The organism is Pseudomonas sp. DTU12.3 (assembly GCF_004124275.1).
Taxonomy (GTDB): Bacteria; Pseudomonadota; Gammaproteobacteria; order Pseudomonadales; family Pseudomonadaceae; genus Aquipseudomonas; species Aquipseudomonas helmanticensis.
Window position 1 is genome coordinate 3538004 of sequence record NZ_CP027218.1, and the last position, 16632, is coordinate 3554635.

Sequence of the window (16632 nt, forward strand, 5' to 3'; positions counted from 1 at the left end):
GATCACGCCCTCACTCGTCGTCGAGTGTTGCGATGACTTGACCCGGCTCCACCGGATCACCGTCTTCTACCAGGAATGCACTGAGACGACCGGCCATCCCGGCGGTCAGTTCGGAAAACTGCTTCATGACCTCGATCAGGCCGATCACCGTGTCGGCACTGACTTGCGCGCCCACCTCGACGAAGTTCGCCGATTCCGGTGTGGCTTTGCGGTAGAAGGTCCCTGGCAACGGGGTGATTACAGTGTGTTCGGCCATGTCTGTTCCTTTTTGGAATAGTTGTAGAAAGGCAGGCAAAAAATCCATCGTGGGTACAACCCTGGCGTCTGTGCGCCAAGTGTTAAGGGCGTGGTGCGCGGACGTTGATCCCCGCGTCATCGAGGGCTTTTCGCGTGGCTTCGACCAACGCGAGTGCGCCCGGTGTGTCGCTGTGCAGGCAAATCGAATCGAACTCGATCGGCAGATCCTCACCTTCAACCGTACGTACAACGCCTTGTTGACAGGCGCGCAGTACGCGCGCAGCGACCTGCGCCGGGTCGTAGGCGCGCACATTGCGGGTGAAGACTATGGAGCCGCTGAGGTCGTATTCGCGGTCGGCGTAGAACTCGCGAATCACCGGTTGACCGAGCTCCGTTGCAACGCGCCAGATCACCGAATCGGGCATGCAATACAGCAACAGTTCCGGTTCCAGACGCTGCAGGTTTTCCACCAGCAAACGGGCGGCCTCTTCGTCTCGGGCCAGGTGCATGTAGAGCGCGCCGTGGGGTTTTATGTGTTGCAGGGCTACACCTTGAACCCGGGCGAGTTCACGCAACGCGCCCAACTGGTAAAGCATGTCGTCGACCAGTTCCTGCGCCGGTGCGTTGATGTGGCGACGACCGAAACCGACCAGATCACGAAACCCTGGATGCGCGCCGATGGCCACGCCCAACCGCTTGGCGTGCTCTACGGTACGGCGCATGGTGCCGGGGTCGCCGGCGTGAAAACCGGTGGCGATGTTGGCGGAACTGATGAAGCCCATCAGCTCATTGTCGACACCGTCGCCGATGGTCCACGGGCCGAAGCCTTCACCCATGTCCGAGTTGAAATCTACTGCTTGCATGACGCTTGCTCCTGACGCTTGTGACTTCATGTAGGCCACGTTAGATTCCTGCCAACCCCTTGGGAAGATCTATTATCAGAGGGGCTATCTTCTGAAAAACAGATACTTCAATGCCCGGAGTCTGCATGTCCCTGACCTTGCGCCAAATCCGTTATTTCGTTGCCACGGCGGAGATCGGGCAAATTTCCCAAGCGGCGATTCATTTGAATATTTCGCAATCGGCCGTGACCACGGCGATCAAGGAACTGGAAGGCATACTCGGCACGCTGTTGTTCCAGCGCTCGGCGCAAGGCATGAGCCTGACCGATGCCGGCCGGCACTTTCTCAATCGCGCCTACGTGATTTTGCGCAGCGTCGATGACGCGCTGAACAGTCCGTTGCCGGACATCCGCGCCAGTGGCGTGTTGCGCCTGGCGGCGAGCTACACGGTGATCGGATATTTCCTGCCCCACCATTTGCAACGCCTGGAACACTGGCACCCCGACGTCACCATCGAAGTCCACGAACAGGAACGCCACGCCATCGAACAAGGTTTGCTGGAAGGTCGATTCGACATGGCGGTGGTCCTCACCGCCAACCTCACCCATGCGGACATCGTCTCGGAAACACTGTTCAACTCCGAACGCCGGCTATGGCTGCCCAGCCACCATCCACTGTGCGAACGCTCGGCCATCAGCCTTGCCGACGTGGCGAAAGAACCCTTCATCCTGCTGACCGTCGACGAGGCCGAACAAAGCGCCATGCGCTACTGGGAAAACGCCCGCCAACAGCCAAACGTAAGGGTCCGCACCAGTTCCGTGGAAGCGGTGCGCAGCATGGTCGCCAATGGCAGCGGCGTGGCCATCCTGTCAGACCTCGTGCATCGCCCGTGGTCGCTGGAAGGCAAACGTATTGAAACGCTGACGATCACCGACAAGGTGACGCCGATGAGCGTGGGTTTGGCGTGGCATCGGGAGCGGGAGTTCAGCCCGGCGATGCAGGCGTTTCGGAATTATTTTCACGATGCGTTTTTGGCGCCGCAGCAGCATATGGCGCGGCGTTGAGGTTTGAGGGGTTGCTACGAGAAGCATCCGAATGTGAGTGAACAATACGAATTACTTCGCCGACACCCTCAATCGCGGCGTACTGATCTAGCTAGAATGATGCCGATCTGCCAAAAACGACTAATGGAGTAGTTTTCACAACATGAAGCTAGAAACGATCAAACAATTTACTCGTAAGGGTTACGTCAGAGCCGGGGGGATAATCACGCTTATCGCGGGCATCGCGACAATTTACGCTGCGTTCCATGACTCAGGCCCAGAACACAATCCAGCTTTCCTCGGGCGCTGGGAAAGCAACTACCAACATCCTGTCCCGGGCGGGTCTGTTGCCTTCAACGGTATTACCGAATACTTCCGTAACGGGCGCTACAACGTGAACGGAACCCTGAAATTCTCGGGTGGCGCTGCCGACAAGCCGTTTTCTGCTGTAGTGCTTACAAAGGGGTCAGGAACCTGGACGGCTGACAATAAATTCCTGACCTTTACACTGACAGGCTTACACACTGAACCCACGAGTTTCAAAAGCGGCGAGCTAGAGATGCCGATTCCACTTCTGGAGAAACTGAGCGGTTACTCACTACCTGACCTGAATAAACAGTATGTTCCTGGCAGTTCAGATGAGTACGAAATCGTGAGCCAGGAACGGCAACGAATCGTGCTCGAAGGAAAGGACCCATTCGGCAATCCATTTACAGTGGTAACTTCCAGACCTCAGTGAGCCACACCGGCAGGCATGAAAAATGTCTGCCGATTTAAATGCCAGCGGCTCAAAACTTCACATTTGCGCCTGCTTCAACGGCACAAAATTTCGATCCAGATGAACGAGAGGTACATCTGCAATCGCATGGGCAAGAAGGTTACTCCCGCCAAGTGAATTGCGGACCAACATCAAAATTGCGGACCAGAAACAAACAAGGGTTTGCATCAGCTTTCGCTCGCAAACCCTTGATTTAAGATGGTGCCCGAAGCCGGAATCGAACCGGCACGCCCTTACGAGCGGGGGATTTTAAGTCCCATGCGTCTACCAGTTTCGCCATTCGGGCGGTAGCGCGGTGTTGCACTTTCCAGCTGTTGAGTCGCGATCCTGGCAGGATGCAGGCTTGAACAGCCGAGCGGGAAATATATACATCACGTCCCGGTGAAGCAAGTTCGCAATGGCTGAATTCAAGACTAAATTTTGCAGCGCATTGAAAATAAAAAAGCTCCGTAAATCATGGATCTACGGAGCTTGTTTATAGTGGAGGCCGAGGTCGGAATCGAACCGGCGTAGGTGGATTTGCAATCCACTGCATAACCATTTTGCTACTCGGCCTCAAAACATTTGTCATCAGTAGCACAACAACAAACGCGTTTTTAACTTGGAGCGGGAAACGAGACTCGAACTCGCGACCCCGACCTTGGCAAGGTCGTGCTCTACCAACTGAGCTATTCCCGCTTGGTGATGCGCATTCTATAGAATTAAGAAGCTCCGTCAACCCCTTGATTCAAAAAAGTTTTATTTCTTTTCAACATCGGTCTTCAGATGCGGCCAGGCGGCGCGCAGGTACTGAACCATCGACCACAGCGTCAAGCCGGCGGAGACCATCAGCAAGGCATAACCGAGAACAACCCAGAAACTGAAGTCGCGTGGATTGGCCAACAGGATCACCAACGCGAGCATTTGCGCGGCGGTTTTCCATTTGCCCAGGTTCGACACGGCAACATGTGCACGGGCGCCGAGTTCGGCCATCCATTCACGCAAGGCCGAAACGACGATCTCGCGACCAATGATGACAGCGGCTGGCAGTGTCAGCCAAAGATTGCCGTGTTCCTGAACCAGCAGAACCAGTGCGACGGCGACCATCAGCTTGTCGGCGACCGGATCGAGAAACGCTCCGAACGGCGTGCTTTGCTCCAGTCGGCGAGCCAGATAACCATCCAGCCAGTCCGTTGCTGCCGCGAAGGCAAACACCGAGGCGGAGGCCATGTAACTCCATTGGTAAGGCAGATAGAACAGCAAAATGAAGATCGGAATGAGCAGGACGCGTAGAACGGTAATCAGATTAGGGATATTCATCGGCACAACTGGCTACGAGGTGAAGGGGCATTCTACTCGCTATGCAGGTTTGCATAAATCGACTCTGCGAGCTTTTTACTGATCCCCGGGGCTTTGGCGATCTCTTCGATGCTTGCACGAGTCAGCTCCTGCAATCCACCAAAATGTTTCAACAAATCGCGTCGGCGGGTCGGCCCTACTCCCGCAACGCCTTCCAGCGTTGACGTACGGCGGGTTTTGCCACGACGCGCGCGGTGTCCGGTAATTGCAAAACGGTGAGCTTCATCGCGGATCTGCTGAATCAGGTGCAGTGCCGGCGAGTCGCCGCGTAAGGTGAACTCGTGCGCTGCATCATTCAGATACAGAGTTTCGAAGCCAGCCTTGCGCGTCGCCCCCTTTGCCACGCCGAGCAGGATCAGATCCGGCACGGCCAGTTCGTTGAGCACGTCGCGGGCCATCGACAACTGGCCCTTGCCGCCGTCCACCAGCAGAATGTCCGGCAACTTGCCCTCGCCGTCCTTCAGTTTGCTGAAGCGCCGGGTCAAGGCCTGATGCATGGCAGCGTAATCGTCGCCCGCTGTTACACCTTCGATGTTATAGCGACGGTAATCCGACTTGATCGCCCCTTCCGGGCCGAACACCACGCAGGACGCGACAGTCGCTTCGCCGCTGGAGTGACTGATGTCGTAGCATTCAAGGCGCTGTGGCGGTTCATCCAGGTTCAGCACTTCTGCCAAAGCCTCGAAACGTGCAGCAGTGTGCTGACGGTTGGCCAGCCGCGCACCCAGTGCCTGTTCGGCGTTGGTCACAGCCAATTGTTGCCAGCGCGCTCGTGTACCGCGAACCCGGTGACTGATCGCCAGCTCGCGGCCACGCAACCCGTGAATCGCTTCGATCAGCGTCGGGAAATCTTCGTGGACAACGTTGACGATCAACTCGCTTGGCAGGTCGCGCTCCGGACTGCTGATGAAGTATTGGCCGAGAAACGCCGCCATGACTTCCGAGACGTCCTCTTCTATACCCACTTGCGGGAAGAAGTTCTTGCTGCCCAGCACGCGTCCGCCGCGCACGCTGATCAAATGAACGCAGGCGCCGCCCGGGTTGACGAACGCCGCGATGACGTCGATATCGCCGGTGCCGCCTTCCATGCTCTGTTGATCCTGCACCCGGCGCAGCAGTGCGATCTGGTCACGCAATTCAGCGGCGCGCTCGAACTCAAGGTTGATCGCCGCCTCTTCCATTGCCGTTGAAAGCTCGTTGGTCAGTGCATGACTGCGCCCTTCAAGGAACATCACCGAGTGACGCACATCCTCGGCATACACCTCAGGCTCGACCAGCCCGACACAAGGGGCCTTGCAGCGCTTGATCTGATATTGCAGACATGGGCGGGTGCGGTTCTTGTAATAACTGTCTTCACACTGCCGGACAAAAAAGGTCTTTTGCAGCAGGCTCAGGCTTTCACGAATGGCACCAGCGCTCGGATACGGGCCGAAGTATTTGCCTTTGGCCTTCTTGGCGCCGCGATGGATACTCAGACGCGGGAATTGGCCGTCGGACAGAAACACGTAAGGGTAGGATTTATCGTCGCGCAACAGAATGTTGTACGGCGGTCGCCATTCCTTGATCAGCGTCTGCTCAAGCAACAGCGCTTCGGTTTCGTTGGCGGTGATAGTCGTTTCGACCTGAGCGATACGCCCGACGAGTGCCGCGGTCTTCGGCGCCAGCCCGGTCTTGCGAAAATAGCTGGCGAGACGCTTCTTGAGATTCTTGGCTTTGCCGACATACAGCAGGCGCGCGTCGCTATCGAACATACGATAGACGCCGGGGCGCCCACTGACGGTCGACAGAAAGGCGCCGGAATCGAATACTTCAGTCATGATCAGGCGCTGGCATCAACCATGCCGTGACGCACCGCCAGAAGCGTCAACTCGACGTCACTGCTGATCGAGAGCTTCTCGAATATGCGATAACGGTAGGTGTTGACGGTCTTCGGCGACAGACACAACTTGTCGGAAATGATCTGTACCTTCTGACAGCCGACAATCATCAAGGCGATCTGGATCTCCCGTTCGGACAAGGCATCGAACGGCGAATCGTTGGTCGGCTGGAAGGATTTGATCGCCAACTGCTGAGCGATCTGCGGGCTGATATAACGCTGGCCGGCGAATACCAGGCGAATGGCCTGAACCATCTCCGGCAATCCTGCGCCCTTGGTCAGGTAACCCGCGGCGCCAGCCTGCAACAACCGTGTAGGAAAAGGATCTTCTTCACACACGGTAACGGCAACCACCTTGATGTCCGGGTGACTGCGCAACAGTTTGCGCGTGGCTTCCAGGCCACCGATGCCAGGCATCTTGACGTCCATCAGGACCACGTCCGGTTTCAATTCTCGCGCCTTGATCAGGGACTCTTCACCTGACTCGGCCTGCCCCACCACCTGCAAGCCATCGATATCGGCCAGCATCCGTGTAATGCCTGTACGAACGAGATCATGGTCATCGACCACTAGCACCCTAATCAAGCAGACACCTCGCGATATGGTCTTATTGGGATGCCGGACACCTTAGCAAAAACTGCCAGACAGACCTAGCGGCAAGCAGCATTTAAAAAGTTTCAATTCATCATTGAGGGCTTGCAGGCCGTGGGTTTCAGAGCACAGGTGTACTGATATCGAGCTGCATCCTCAGGAAACACTCGTCCTCGCCCTGCACGACGAAGCCTTTTCTCAGATACAAGTTTTTTGCCAGATTATTTTTGAATACCGTTAGACGCACTGCAGGGTTGCCGTCGCGGCGAGCCATGGCAATAACCTGATCAATCGCCCAGGAACCCGCGCCCTGGCCCTGAAATGCCTGCGCCACCTGCAATTCGCGGATATACAGCGCCCGCGCATCGCGACTGAGGCTGAAGAAACCCAACGCCGCCTTATCACTGATCATCAACCAGTTCTCACGCCCGGCCCAGGCAACGTCGAACGCCTCATCCTGCCACAACAATTCGTAATGAATGTAATAGCTCAGCATGTTCTGGCAGGTCAAAGTTCGCACAAATGCCAGGTCATCCTGCGTGGCCCGGCGCATTTGAAAGGTCATTTATCCCCCGCGAGGCTGACGACCTGCCCCTGCCACGCGCCGGCATTACGACGAGCGATCACCAACTCATCACCAGCACCGGGGGCCGCAACGATTAACGCACCCTCTTCAGACCACACGGCGCTGCGCCCGGCCGATTGCCAGCCTCCGGTAAGACCGCCATGGTTGGCCATCAACACCACCATCGCGTGTTGCCGGGCATACCCCCGCAGCAGAGCGGTGTCAGGCTCATAACCTTTCTCGCTGATCAATACGCCCGCCGCGTACAGGCCGGCGCCGAGTTCGGCAGCCGCCGCCGCGTGGCTAGCGTGAGAAAAATCGGCACAGACTGCCAAAGCCACTGTGTCCGCGCCGATTTGCAGTGCCGCACCACCCTTCCCGGCCGTATAAATAAGCTCTTCACCTGAATGCAGGTGCTGTTTGCTGTACACATCCAGCGTACCGTTGGCGCCCAACACCAAAGCACCAATCAATACTGCCGAACTGCCCTCCTGACGAATCGGCATGCCGACGACAGCCGTGACGCCGCGCTTGTGCGCCAGCCTTCTTAAAGGTTGAAGCACGGCGTCTTGCGGATCGATGGCCAATGCCGCCGCCACTTCGCCCTCATAGCCAGTCAGCGACAACTCGGGAAACACCAATAACTCGACACCGTGTAGCGCCGCCAATTCGATGAAATCCATGTGCCGGGCAATGTTCGCGGCGAGATCACCAGCAATGGAGACCGATTGAGCAGCAGCGATGGTCAGAGTTGACATGTTTCATCCTTGGTTTCAGGCAAAGCGCTGAGTGTGTCACAACTGTTGCAGCGCTCAAGCGATAGGCATTCTGCTCTGCACGCGATAGCATTTTCTGATTGCTGATGCGTATCGGCCTCTAGTAAGCTCGGCGCCTTCATCGGAGACAGACCATGTTCAACACCCCAACTCAGCTACGTACCGCAAGCGCCTCGCGCTCGGTTGCGGCTGCCCGGGTGCATGACGCCTGCGCTCCTGCAAGCTTTTATTTTGGGTATTGGTTTAGCCACTAGCGCGCCTGATACCCCACACGGCGCCCATGAAAACGGGTCGCCACCTGAGAAATCTCAACCCCCGGTCGGCCTCCCGACCGGGGGTTTTGTTTTTTCAGGCACAAATTTTCCAGCAACACACCAGACACTTTGAGGATTTAAGACATGAACTACGCCACTTATTACCGTCACGACAGTTTTTCCGCCTGGCGATTTACCAGCCTCCGCTCGGGACAGCCTGCCGCCTCCGATCGGTCACCTACAGGTGGCAAGCACACACACGTAGCCAATACGGCCAACTGTCGAACACCCCAATAGGGCCGTGCGAGCGGGAAGCACCCGCCGCCTGCCCAGGAAGACTGAACATGAACTCGTCCGTTTCTGCTTTGCCACTGTCAACTCTTGATTCTGCCAACGAAACACTGACCCTGCGTCTGCCCAGCTCGTTGCAACTCAAACAGCAATTGCCTCTGACCAACGCCCTGAGTCAGCAGATTGCCGCCCACCGCCAAGCGGTGCGGGCCATTCTTGATGGCGACGACCAGCGCCTGCTGGTGATTGTCGGACCTTGCTCGATCCACGACCCGCAGTCCGCCATTGAATACGCGGACAAACTCGCACGCCTCGCTGACGACGTCAGCGATGAAATGTTGCTGGTCATGCGCGCCTACGTCGAAAAACCGCGCACCACTGTTGGCTGGAAAGGCCTCGCCTACGATCCGCATCTGGATGGCAGTGATGACATGGCTGCAGGCCTGACACTGTCCCGCGAGCTGATGATCGAAATGATCCGCCGCGGGCTGCCAATCGCCACTGAAATACTGCAACCCATGGCGGCCGGGTACTTCGACGATTTGCTCAGCTGGGTCGCGATCGGTGCGCGCACGACCGAGTCGCAGATCCACCGCGAGATGGCCAGCGGCCTGAGCATGCCGGTCGGCTTCAAGAACGGCACCGATGGCGGCGTCACCGTCGCGGTCGACGCGATGCGCTCCGCCTCCCATCCGCACCGACACTTCGGCGTTGATAGCCAGGGCCATCCGGCCGTTGTCCAGACCACCGGCAATCCTGATACCCACCTGGTGCTGCGCGGCGGTCATCAAGGGCCGAACTTCGACCGGGCAAGCGTCGCCCGGATACACGCCGACCTGACTCGCTTGAAGATTCCGAGCCGAATCATGGTCGATTGCAGTCACGCCAACAGCGGTAAAGACCCACTGCGCCAGCCTGGGGTATTCAACGAAGTGCTGGAGCAGCGGCTTCAGGGCGACCGCTCGCTGATCGGCATGATGATCGAATCTCACCTGTTCGAAGGTTGCCAGCCTCTCAGTGCCTCGTTGCGTTATGGCGTATCGGTTACCGACGGCTGCCTGGGTTTCGCCGCAACGGAACATCTGCTGCTTACCGCTGCGGAACGGCTTCGCACGCAACCTCAGGCCTGACCTCGCCAACAGCCTTTGCGGACACCTCTTCCGCAAAGGCTTGATTGCCAATCAGCACATCGTTACTCACGCACACGGATCCGGGTAACGTCGGAGGCCTGACTGACATCATCCAGTCGTTCCACCGTGTACGATACCTGCACCACCGTTTCCCGGTGCTCTCGCCAGAAACGGTACGGCACGATGAACACCAGCGGCTGTCCGGCGGTTTCTCGGGTGATATCGCGATCATCGCGATGATTGAAGTTCTCACCGTCACAACGCAGGTATACCAACTCGCCCTCCTCTGCCTGGGCACCAACGATGACCACAGTCACGCCATCAATCGAGTCAGCGACGTAGAGTTCGTCATCTTTCGCCTCCAGAACTTGTGGTGCTGAAAGCTCGCCTCGAACCAGGGGAGCGATCAGGATTGGCGCAAGTGCGGACTTCCTCAATTCACCAGCCGCTGATTTAACCTGATAGCTGAGACTCACCGTTTGTCCGGTGTGCGCAGCGAAGAGTTCGTGTGCGATCCAGAAAGAAAGCTCGTCGCGTACGGCAAAAGCTTCGACCGTCAACTCGTCACTGAAAGTCTCTTCGCCTGTTTCACCTTGCCAGCGGAGCAAAACATAATCACCCGTTGCCATTCGCGCATAGGGACGCACGATTACGTTGGTACCTTTATCGACACGTGCCGGATCCAGCGTCCCGCCCACGGTCTCCTCAATAAAGGGCGCCAGCAGATCAGGTTCGGGATCACCTACATTCAGTTGCAGGCGATTGGACGAAATCGGCTCCGGCAGATCTACGCTGTAAAGCGTCCAGTGAATTTCCACCGAACCTCCCTCCAGCAACGCGATGTGCACGCCCTTGATGACGAACACAACCTCCTGCCCAACTTGCGCGGAACTGATTACACGAGAAGTCTCATAATCGTAAGTCAGTCCATCGGCATCGAGCCCGCGCCAACTCAACAGCAGTTTGTCGCCACATTTCATCTGCGGATATGGCGCAACCCGGACGAACGCTCTGTCCAGCGAGGAATCGAGCATTCCACCCTCCAACACCGCGAGAGTCGGCGCGATTAACCGCTTGGCGATGAAGGGTTCTGACACGTTACATGGTCGGTAGCTGAACTCGAGACTCTCTCCCTGCACCCTGAATCTCAGCTTTGCGTGCCGACATGAATCGGCCGGCACCATAGAAGTGTCTGTTGCGAGTGCATCGGTATTAGCGTCATACGTAGTCATTCGTGGCTCCATTCCCTGGATATGACGTCGCTGGACAACGACGTCGAATGAGAACAATTGAATACCCTTCCCTGAAACACCGATGTCAGTCCAGGCATCTACCTATTGGAGGCAAATACGCCGGTGAGCGTAGGTTCCCGACAATGAAAAAACAAAAACAGCGCTATAGATTGCTGAATGTTCCGACCATGCCCGCAAACAGAGCTGAAAAATCGTACATCTCTTAGTCCTTTTTCACCTCAATACTGCGGTGTTTTCAGACACCGACTGCATGACGACGTGATTTACAGTGCTCCGCTGGAATCACCTATGAACGTCTGTAAAAAGAGGTAGGAACATGCAACGGAATGCAACAACTCGCCACCCCATCCTGTTGGTCCACGGTCTGTTCGGTTTTGAACGAATAGGCCGTTTCGAGCTGTTCCATGATGTCAAGCAGGCATTGCAAGATGCAGGCAACCGAGTGTTTGTGCCGCAGCTATCGGCGACCCATGACAACGAAGAACGTGGCCAGCAATTATTGATGCAGATCACGCGGGTGTTGAAAGGCACAGGGGCAGACAAGGTCAATTTGATCGGGCACAGCCAGGGCGCCCTCGCGTGCCGTTACGCTGCGGCGCTGGCCCCGGACAGCGTTGCGTCTGTCACCTCGGTCAGCGGCCCCAATCATGGCTCGGAACTGGCCGATCTATTGCGCAAGGCCCTGGTTCCGGGGCAGATACCGGAGCGTCTGGCCGAGGAAATCGCCACGCAGTTCGCGAATTTCCTGTCTTTGCTCAGCGGGCAGCTCGCGTTGCCGCAAAACGCCATTGCGGCACTCAACGCGCTGACCACGGAAGGTGTTGCGCGTTTCAATCGGAAATACCCGCAAGGTCTGCCTTCGACGTGGGGCGGCCAGGGTGCCGAAGAGGTCAACGGCGTTCGGTACTATTCGTGGAGCGGCACGCTGCCGGAAGATCCACTGGCCAATCCTCGTCCGTTCGACGCTTTACATGCGGTGTGCCGTGCCCTCTCCGGAAACTTTGCCACCGACGCCTGGCAAAACGACGGTTTCGTCGGCCGCTACAGCTCGCATCTGGGCAGCGTGATCCGCTCGGACTATCCTTTCGATCACCTCGACAGTCTGCGCAGGCCCACGGTATTGCGACCACTTACGCCTGATCCGGTGGACCTTTATATAGAGCACGCCATGCGTCTGCAGGCCGTGCACCTGTGAACCGAGGCGAACCCACTGAATGGAACTTTGCCGAGAATTCACCCACTGAATCCGGTAGGCTCCACACTTTACTGAAATAGATCGGAGATTTTCCCCATGGCTAAAGCCACTGCCCGCCACATCCTGGTTGCCAGCGAAGACAAGTGCAACGAACTCAAAACCCAGATCGAAGGCGGCGCTGATTTCGCCGAAGTCGCCAAGGCCAATTCCACCTGCCCATCCAGCCGTCAGGGCGGCGACCTGGGTTCGTTCGGTCCTGGCCAGATGGTCAAGGAATTCGACACCGTGGTCTTCAGCGCACCGATCAACGTCGTGCAAGGCCCGGTGAAGACCCAGTTCGGTTATCACCTGCTGGAAGTCACCAGCCGTCAGGACTGATTCGTCGTCCGACTGCTCTGCAACGGCCCGCCTTTTGGTGGGCCGTTGTGTTTCAGTTACACATACGGCTGGCGACTGGCGCGCCTCTCGCGTACAACTTGCGCTTATCGATTACCCGGTTCCAAGGCTGACAATGCGACTGGTTTTCCCCACATTGATGCTCACCGCCCTCGCTCTGTTGTCGGGCGCCGGCGTTGTAAACGCTGCACCGCAACACGCGCTGACCGTATATGGCGAGCCCGCCAAATACCCTGCCGGTTTCAGCCATTTCGACTACACCAACCCGCAAGCGCCGAAAGGCGGGACGATGCGTCGTTCGGCGATTGAAATCGGTCACTTCGACCATTTGCTGCCGTATATCGACAAAGGCATCGGCGTCACGCAGATCGACGGCCTGCTGTACTCGCCGCTGGCCCAGCGTTCGATGGACGAGCCCTACACCGTCTATGGTCTGGTGGCGCAGAAAATCGAGCGCTCGGATGACGGACTGTCGCTGCGCTTCTTCATCAATCCCAAGGCACGCTTCGCCGACGGCAAAGCGATCACCGCCGAAGACGTGCGTTACACCTACGATCTGTTGATGACCCAGGGCAGCCTGCGCTATCGCACCCAGTTTGCCGACGTCAAAGGCGTCGAAGTGGAAGCGCCGCTGACCGTGCGTTTCGACTTCAAGAACAATGAAAACCGTACCCTGCCGCTGGATATCGCGACCCTGCCGGTATTCCCCGAACACTGGTGGAAGAGTCGCGACTTCGCCGGCGGGGGTGGTTATGAACCGCCGCTGGGCAGTGGACCGTACCGTGTCGGCAAGGTCGACTCCGGACGCAGCATCACCTTCGAACGCAATGCCGACTGGTGGGGCAAGGACCTGCCGGTCAGTCGTGGCCTGTACAACTTCGATCACTTCAGCATCGAGTACTTCGGCGACACCGACGTCGCCCGCCAGGTGCTGCGCGGCGGCGCCTATGACTACAACCGCGAGTTCTCCGCCACCGGTTACTCGATCGGCTACGACAGCCCGGCGTTGAGTGACGGGCGCTTGCAAAAAGCCCACCTGGCCACCGAAGCGCCGCAATCGGCCCAGGGTTTTGTATTCAATCTGCAGAAACCGATGTTCCAGGACCGTCGTGTGCGTCAGGCGCTGGCCATGCTCTGGGATTTCGAGTGGAGCAACCGGCAGATGATGCGCAACCTGTACATCCGCCAGCAAAGCTACTTTTCCAACACCGACCTTGCGGCGCGGGAGTTACCCGATGCCGCCGAGTTGAAAATCCTCGAACCGCTGCGTGGGCAGATCCCCGACGAGATCTTCACGAAAGTCTTCGAAGCGCCGAAAACCGATGGCAGCGGCATCATCCGTGACAAGCAACTGCAAGCCCTGGAATTGTTTGAGCAGGCCGGCTGGAAACCGGATGGCGATCGACTGGTGAATGCCGAAGGTGAGCCGCTCAGTTTCACGTTTCTGGTCAGCCAGAACGGCATGGATCGCCTGCTGCTGCCGTACAAGCGCACGCTGAAACAGATCGGCATCGACCTCAACATCCGCCGGATCGACTCCTCGCAGTACGTCAATCGCATGATGAGCCGCGACTACGACATGATCGTCACCGGTTATCCGGTCACCACCTCTCCGGGCGGTGAGTTGCTTAACTATTTCGGCTCCGCGTCGGCCAACGATCCGGGCGCCAACAACTACATGGTGCTGAAAAATCCGGCAGTCGATACGTTGATCAATGGTCTGATTCGCGCCTCGACCCAATCGGACATGCTGCATTACGCGCATGCCCTCGACCGGGTGCTGCAATGGAATTACTACTGGATTCCCAATTACTACCCGCCGGGCACGTCGACCGTCTGGTGGAACCGTTTCGGCATACCGACGGTTCAAGCCAGCAACGACGAGGCCATCGACAGCTGGTGGGAAATCAGCCCCACGGCGCTGACCAATCAACAGATGACCGCTGAAAAAATCAGTCGAAGCAGACCCGGAGGGCCGCGCTGATGTGGGGTTACATACTGCGGCGCCTGCTGCTGATCGTTCCGACGCTGGTGATTATCCTGCTGGTCAATTTCGTCATCATCCAGGCCGCGCCGGGTGGCCCGGTGGAACAGGCGATTGCGCATTTGCAGGGGATCGGCGGTGGCAATGTCGGCGGCGGCTCGAGCGAGACCATGAGCAGCACTTCGCGCGCCAGCCGTGGCCTCGATCCACAACTGATCAAGGACATCGAAAAACAGTACGGTTTCGACAAGCCGGCCCACGAGCGCTTGTGGCTGATGCTGAAAAACTACGCGCAACTGGACTTCGGCAAAAGCTTCTTCAGAGGCGCCACGGTCACCGACCTGATCCTCGAAAAAATGCCGGTGACCATTTCCCTCGGGCTCTGGGCGACGCTGATCACGTATCTGGTGTCGATCCCGCTGGGCATCCGCAAAGCCGTGCACCACGGCAGCCATTTCGACATCTGGAGCAGTACGGCGATCATCATCGGCTACGCGATGCCGGCGTTCCTGTTTGCGATGTTCCTGATCGTGGTGTTTGCCGGCGGTACGTCGTTGAACTGGTTCCCGGTGCGCGGACTGGTCTCGGACAACTTTGATTCGCTGTCGACCCTGGGCAAGATCGCCGACTACTTCTGGCACCTGGTGCTGCCGGTAACCGCGCTGGTCATCGGCGGCTTCGCGACACTGACAATCCTCACCAAAAACTCCTTCCTCAATGAAATCACCCGCCAGTATGTGGTCACGGCGCGCGCCAAAGGCTTGAGCGAGCGCCGCGTGCTGTACGGGCATGTGTTTCGCAACGCGATGTTGCTGGTGGTCTCGGGCATTCCGCAGGCGTTCATCAGCGTGTTCTTTGCCGGCTCGTTGCTGATCGAAGTGATCTTCTCCCTCGACGGCCTCGGACGCATGAGTTACGAGGCGGCGGTATCGCGGGATTACCCGGTGGTGTTCGGTTCGCTATTCATCTTCACTCTGTTCGGGCTGCTGATAAAACTGATCGGCGACCTCTGCTACACCTTCGTCGACCCGCGTATCGACTTCGCCGCGAGGAATGCCTGATGTTCAAGCTCTCGCCGTTGGGCCGCAGGCGTTTTGAACGCTTCAAGAAAAACCGAAGAGGCTGGTGGTCGTTGTGGCTGTTTATCGGTTTGTTCTTGCTGACGCTGGGAGGTGAATTGATCGCCAACGACAGGCCGCTGATGGTCAGTTATCAGGGCCAGTGGTATTTCCCGGTGTTCAAGCGCCACACCGAACAGGAATTCGGCGGGCAACTGCCGTTCCAGGCCGATTACCGCAGCGACTATGTGCAGAACCTGATTCGCAAGGACGGCGGCTGGCTGTTGTTTCCGCCGATCCCGTTCAGTGACGACACGCCGAACTACGACCTCAACAAGCCGGCGCCAAGCCCGCCTACAGGCGTCAACTGGCTGGGCACTGACGATCAGGCGCGCGACGTGTTGGCGCGGGTGATCTTCGGTGCGCGGGTATCGATTCTGTTTGCGTTGATGCTGACGTTTGTCAGTGCGCTGATCGGCATTGCGGCCGGCGCTTTGCAGGGCTATTACGGCGGCTGGGTCGACCTGCTCGGGCAACGATTACTCGAGGTCTGGTCAGGGTTGCCGGTGCTCTACCTGCTGATCATCCTCTCGGGCTTCGTCGAGCCGAATTTCTGGTGGCTGCTGGGGATCATGGCGCTGTTTTCCTGGTTGGCGCTGGTCGATGTGGTGCGCGCCGAATTCCTCCGTGGGCGCAACCTGGAATACGTCAAAGCGGCGCGCGCGTTGGGCCTGACTGACCGCAAAGTGATTGTCCGGCACATCCTGCCGAATGCCATGAACGCGACGCTGAGTTATCTGCCGTTCATCCTCACGGGGGCGATCTCGACCCTGACGGCACTGGATTTCCTTGGTTTCGGCATGCCCGCCGGCAGCGCTTCGCTGGGCGAGCTGATCGGTCAGGGCAAGCAGAACCTGCAGGCACCCTGGCTTGGCTTGACCGCGTTTTTCACCCTGGCGCTGATCCTTTCCTTACTGGTGTTCATCGGCGAAGCGTTGCGCGACGCGTTCGACCCACGATCCTGA

Annotated in this window: 16 protein-coding genes and 3 tRNA genes; 8 read left to right on the forward strand and 11 right to left on the reverse strand. The window is 57.8% G+C overall.

The window, feature by feature from the left end; genetic code table 11:
• Positions 1-10: 10 nt before the first annotated feature.
• Both C2E19_RS16075 and C2E19_RS16080 read right to left on the reverse strand, forming a co-directional pair.
• On the reverse strand, positions 11-256 hold the full coding sequence (locus tag C2E19_RS16075) for an acetyl-CoA carboxylase (RefSeq protein ID WP_129394071.1): 246 nt from the start codon (positions 254-256) through the stop codon (positions 11-13).
• 82 nt (positions 257-338) lie between these two features.
• The gene (locus C2E19_RS16080; protein WP_129394073.1) at positions 339-1100 is read right to left on the reverse strand and encodes a 5-oxoprolinase subunit PxpA; all 762 of its coding nucleotides are present in this window, start codon (positions 1098-1100) and stop codon (positions 339-341) included.
• Between the two features lie 125 nt (positions 1101-1225).
• Between C2E19_RS16080 and C2E19_RS16085 the strand changes: the two genes are divergently transcribed.
• Together C2E19_RS16085 and C2E19_RS16090 are read left to right on the forward strand one after the other, a co-directional pair.
• Entirely contained in the window at positions 1226-2143 is a 918-nt protein-coding gene (locus tag C2E19_RS16085; protein ID WP_129394075.1) for a LysR family transcriptional regulator, read from the forward strand.
• A 142-nt stretch (positions 2144-2285) separates the two neighbouring features.
• Complete coding sequence (locus C2E19_RS16090; RefSeq protein ID WP_129394077.1) at positions 2286-2861, forward strand: hypothetical protein; 576 nt, start codon at positions 2286-2288, stop codon at positions 2859-2861.
• A 238-nt stretch (positions 2862-3099) separates the two neighbouring features.
• On the opposite strand, the gene C2E19_RS16095 is transcribed toward C2E19_RS16090, so the two are convergent.
• The 8 genes from C2E19_RS16095 to C2E19_RS16130 all read right to left on the reverse strand — a co-directional run bounded on the left by C2E19_RS16095 (position 3100) and on the right by C2E19_RS16130 (position 8028).
• A tRNA-Leu gene (locus C2E19_RS16095) sits at positions 3100-3186 on the reverse strand.
• A gap of 195 nt (positions 3187-3381) precedes the next feature.
• Positions 3382-3455, reverse strand: a tRNA-Cys gene (locus C2E19_RS16100).
• A 47-nt stretch (positions 3456-3502) separates the two neighbouring features.
• Positions 3503-3578: transfer RNA gene (locus tag C2E19_RS16105), tRNA-Gly, on the reverse strand.
• Between the two features lie 60 nt (positions 3579-3638).
• The gene (pgsA, locus tag C2E19_RS16110) at positions 3639-4199 is read right to left on the reverse strand and encodes a CDP-diacylglycerol--glycerol-3-phosphate 3-phosphatidyltransferase (protein ID WP_008080159.1); all 561 of its coding nucleotides are present in this window, start codon (positions 4197-4199) and stop codon (positions 3639-3641) included.
• A gap of 32 nt (positions 4200-4231) precedes the next feature.
• Positions 4232-6055: an excinuclease ABC subunit UvrC gene (uvrC, locus tag C2E19_RS16115; RefSeq protein WP_129394079.1), complete on the reverse strand. Its 1824-nt coding sequence runs from the start codon at positions 6053-6055 to the stop codon at positions 4232-4234.
• A gap of 2 nt (positions 6056-6057) precedes the next feature.
• Positions 6058-6699 (reverse strand): UvrY/SirA/GacA family response regulator transcription factor, encoded by a 642-nt coding sequence (uvrY, locus tag C2E19_RS16120; RefSeq protein WP_024012761.1) that lies wholly within the window; start codon positions 6697-6699, stop codon positions 6058-6060.
• Positions 6700-6826: 127 nt separating this feature from the next.
• Positions 6827-7270 (reverse strand): N-acetyltransferase, encoded by a 444-nt coding sequence (locus C2E19_RS16125; protein ID WP_129394081.1) that lies wholly within the window; start codon positions 7268-7270, stop codon positions 6827-6829.
• Positions 7267-8028 (reverse strand): carbon-nitrogen hydrolase family protein, encoded by a 762-nt coding sequence (locus tag C2E19_RS16130; protein WP_129394083.1) that lies wholly within the window; start codon positions 8026-8028, stop codon positions 7267-7269. Before C2E19_RS16130 ends, C2E19_RS16125 begins: the two co-directional genes overlap by 4 nt.
• Positions 8029-8644: 616 nt before the next feature.
• On the opposite strand from C2E19_RS16130, the gene C2E19_RS16135 reads away from it, so the two are divergent.
• Complete coding sequence (locus C2E19_RS16135; protein WP_129394085.1) at positions 8645-9721, forward strand: 3-deoxy-7-phosphoheptulonate synthase; 1077 nt, start codon at positions 8645-8647, stop codon at positions 9719-9721.
• 62 nt (positions 9722-9783) lie between these two features.
• On the opposite strand, the gene C2E19_RS16140 is transcribed toward C2E19_RS16135, so the two are convergent.
• Positions 9784-10953: a hypothetical protein gene (locus C2E19_RS16140; protein ID WP_256661208.1), complete on the reverse strand. Its 1170-nt coding sequence runs from the start codon at positions 10951-10953 to the stop codon at positions 9784-9786.
• Between the two features lie 337 nt (positions 10954-11290).
• On the opposite strand from C2E19_RS16140, the gene C2E19_RS16145 reads away from it, so the two are divergent.
• The 5 genes from C2E19_RS16145 (at position 11291) to C2E19_RS16165 (ending at position 16632) form a co-directional block, all read left to right on the forward strand.
• Complete coding sequence (locus C2E19_RS16145) at positions 11291-12169, forward strand: triacylglycerol lipase (protein ID WP_129394088.1); 879 nt, start codon at positions 11291-11293, stop codon at positions 12167-12169.
• A gap of 96 nt (positions 12170-12265) precedes the next feature.
• Positions 12266-12547: a peptidylprolyl isomerase gene (locus tag C2E19_RS16150; RefSeq protein ID WP_028622714.1), complete on the forward strand. Its 282-nt coding sequence runs from the start codon at positions 12266-12268 to the stop codon at positions 12545-12547.
• A 133-nt stretch (positions 12548-12680) separates the two neighbouring features.
• Entirely contained in the window at positions 12681-14549 is a 1869-nt protein-coding gene (locus C2E19_RS16155; protein ID WP_129394090.1) for an extracellular solute-binding protein, read from the forward strand.
• Positions 14549-15610, forward strand: coding sequence for a microcin C ABC transporter permease YejB (locus C2E19_RS16160; protein WP_129394092.1), 1062 nt, complete (start codon positions 14549-14551; stop codon positions 15608-15610). Before C2E19_RS16155 ends, C2E19_RS16160 begins: the two co-directional genes overlap by 1 nt.
• Positions 15610-16632: an ABC transporter permease gene (locus C2E19_RS16165; RefSeq protein WP_129394094.1), complete on the forward strand. Its 1023-nt coding sequence runs from the start codon at positions 15610-15612 to the stop codon at positions 16630-16632. Before C2E19_RS16160 ends, C2E19_RS16165 begins: the two co-directional genes overlap by 1 nt.

Coding starts and splice junctions, on each gene's coding strand:
- C2E19_RS16125 (WP_129394081.1), bottom strand. CDS start 7,270: ATGACCTTTCAAATGCGCCGGGCCACGCAGGATGACCTGGCATTTGTG.
- C2E19_RS16130 (WP_129394083.1), bottom strand. CDS start 8,028: ATGTCAACTCTGACCATCGCTGCTGCTCAATCGGTCTCCATTGCTGGT.
- C2E19_RS16080 (WP_129394073.1), bottom strand. CDS start 1,100: ATGCAAGCAGTAGATTTCAACTCGGACATGGGTGAAGGCTTCGGCCCG.
- uvrC (WP_129394079.1), bottom strand. CDS start 6,055: ATGACTGAAGTATTCGATTCCGGCGCCTTTCTGTCGACCGTCAGTGGG.
- C2E19_RS16150 (WP_028622714.1), top strand. CDS start 12,266: ATGGCTAAAGCCACTGCCCGCCACATCCTGGTTGCCAGCGAAGACAAG.
- C2E19_RS16165 (WP_129394094.1), top strand. CDS start 15,610: ATGTTCAAGCTCTCGCCGTTGGGCCGCAGGCGTTTTGAACGCTTCAAG.
- pgsA (WP_008080159.1), bottom strand. CDS start 4,199: ATGAATATCCCTAATCTGATTACCGTTCTACGCGTCCTGCTCATTCCG.
- C2E19_RS16160 (WP_129394092.1), top strand. CDS start 14,549: ATGTGGGGTTACATACTGCGGCGCCTGCTGCTGATCGTTCCGACGCTG.
- C2E19_RS16145 (WP_129394088.1), top strand. CDS start 11,291: ATGCAACGGAATGCAACAACTCGCCACCCCATCCTGTTGGTCCACGGT.
- C2E19_RS16090 (WP_129394077.1), top strand. CDS start 2,286: ATGAAGCTAGAAACGATCAAACAATTTACTCGTAAGGGTTACGTCAGA.
- C2E19_RS16140 (WP_256661208.1), bottom strand. CDS start 10,953: ATGACTACGTATGACGCTAATACCGATGCACTCGCAACAGACACTTCT.
- C2E19_RS16075 (WP_129394071.1), bottom strand. CDS start 256: ATGGCCGAACACACTGTAATCACCCCGTTGCCAGGGACCTTCTACCGC.
- C2E19_RS16155 (WP_129394090.1), top strand. CDS start 12,681: ATGCGACTGGTTTTCCCCACATTGATGCTCACCGCCCTCGCTCTGTTG.
- C2E19_RS16085 (WP_129394075.1), top strand. CDS start 1,226: ATGTCCCTGACCTTGCGCCAAATCCGTTATTTCGTTGCCACGGCGGAG.
- C2E19_RS16135 (WP_129394085.1), top strand. CDS start 8,645: ATGAACTCGTCCGTTTCTGCTTTGCCACTGTCAACTCTTGATTCTGCC.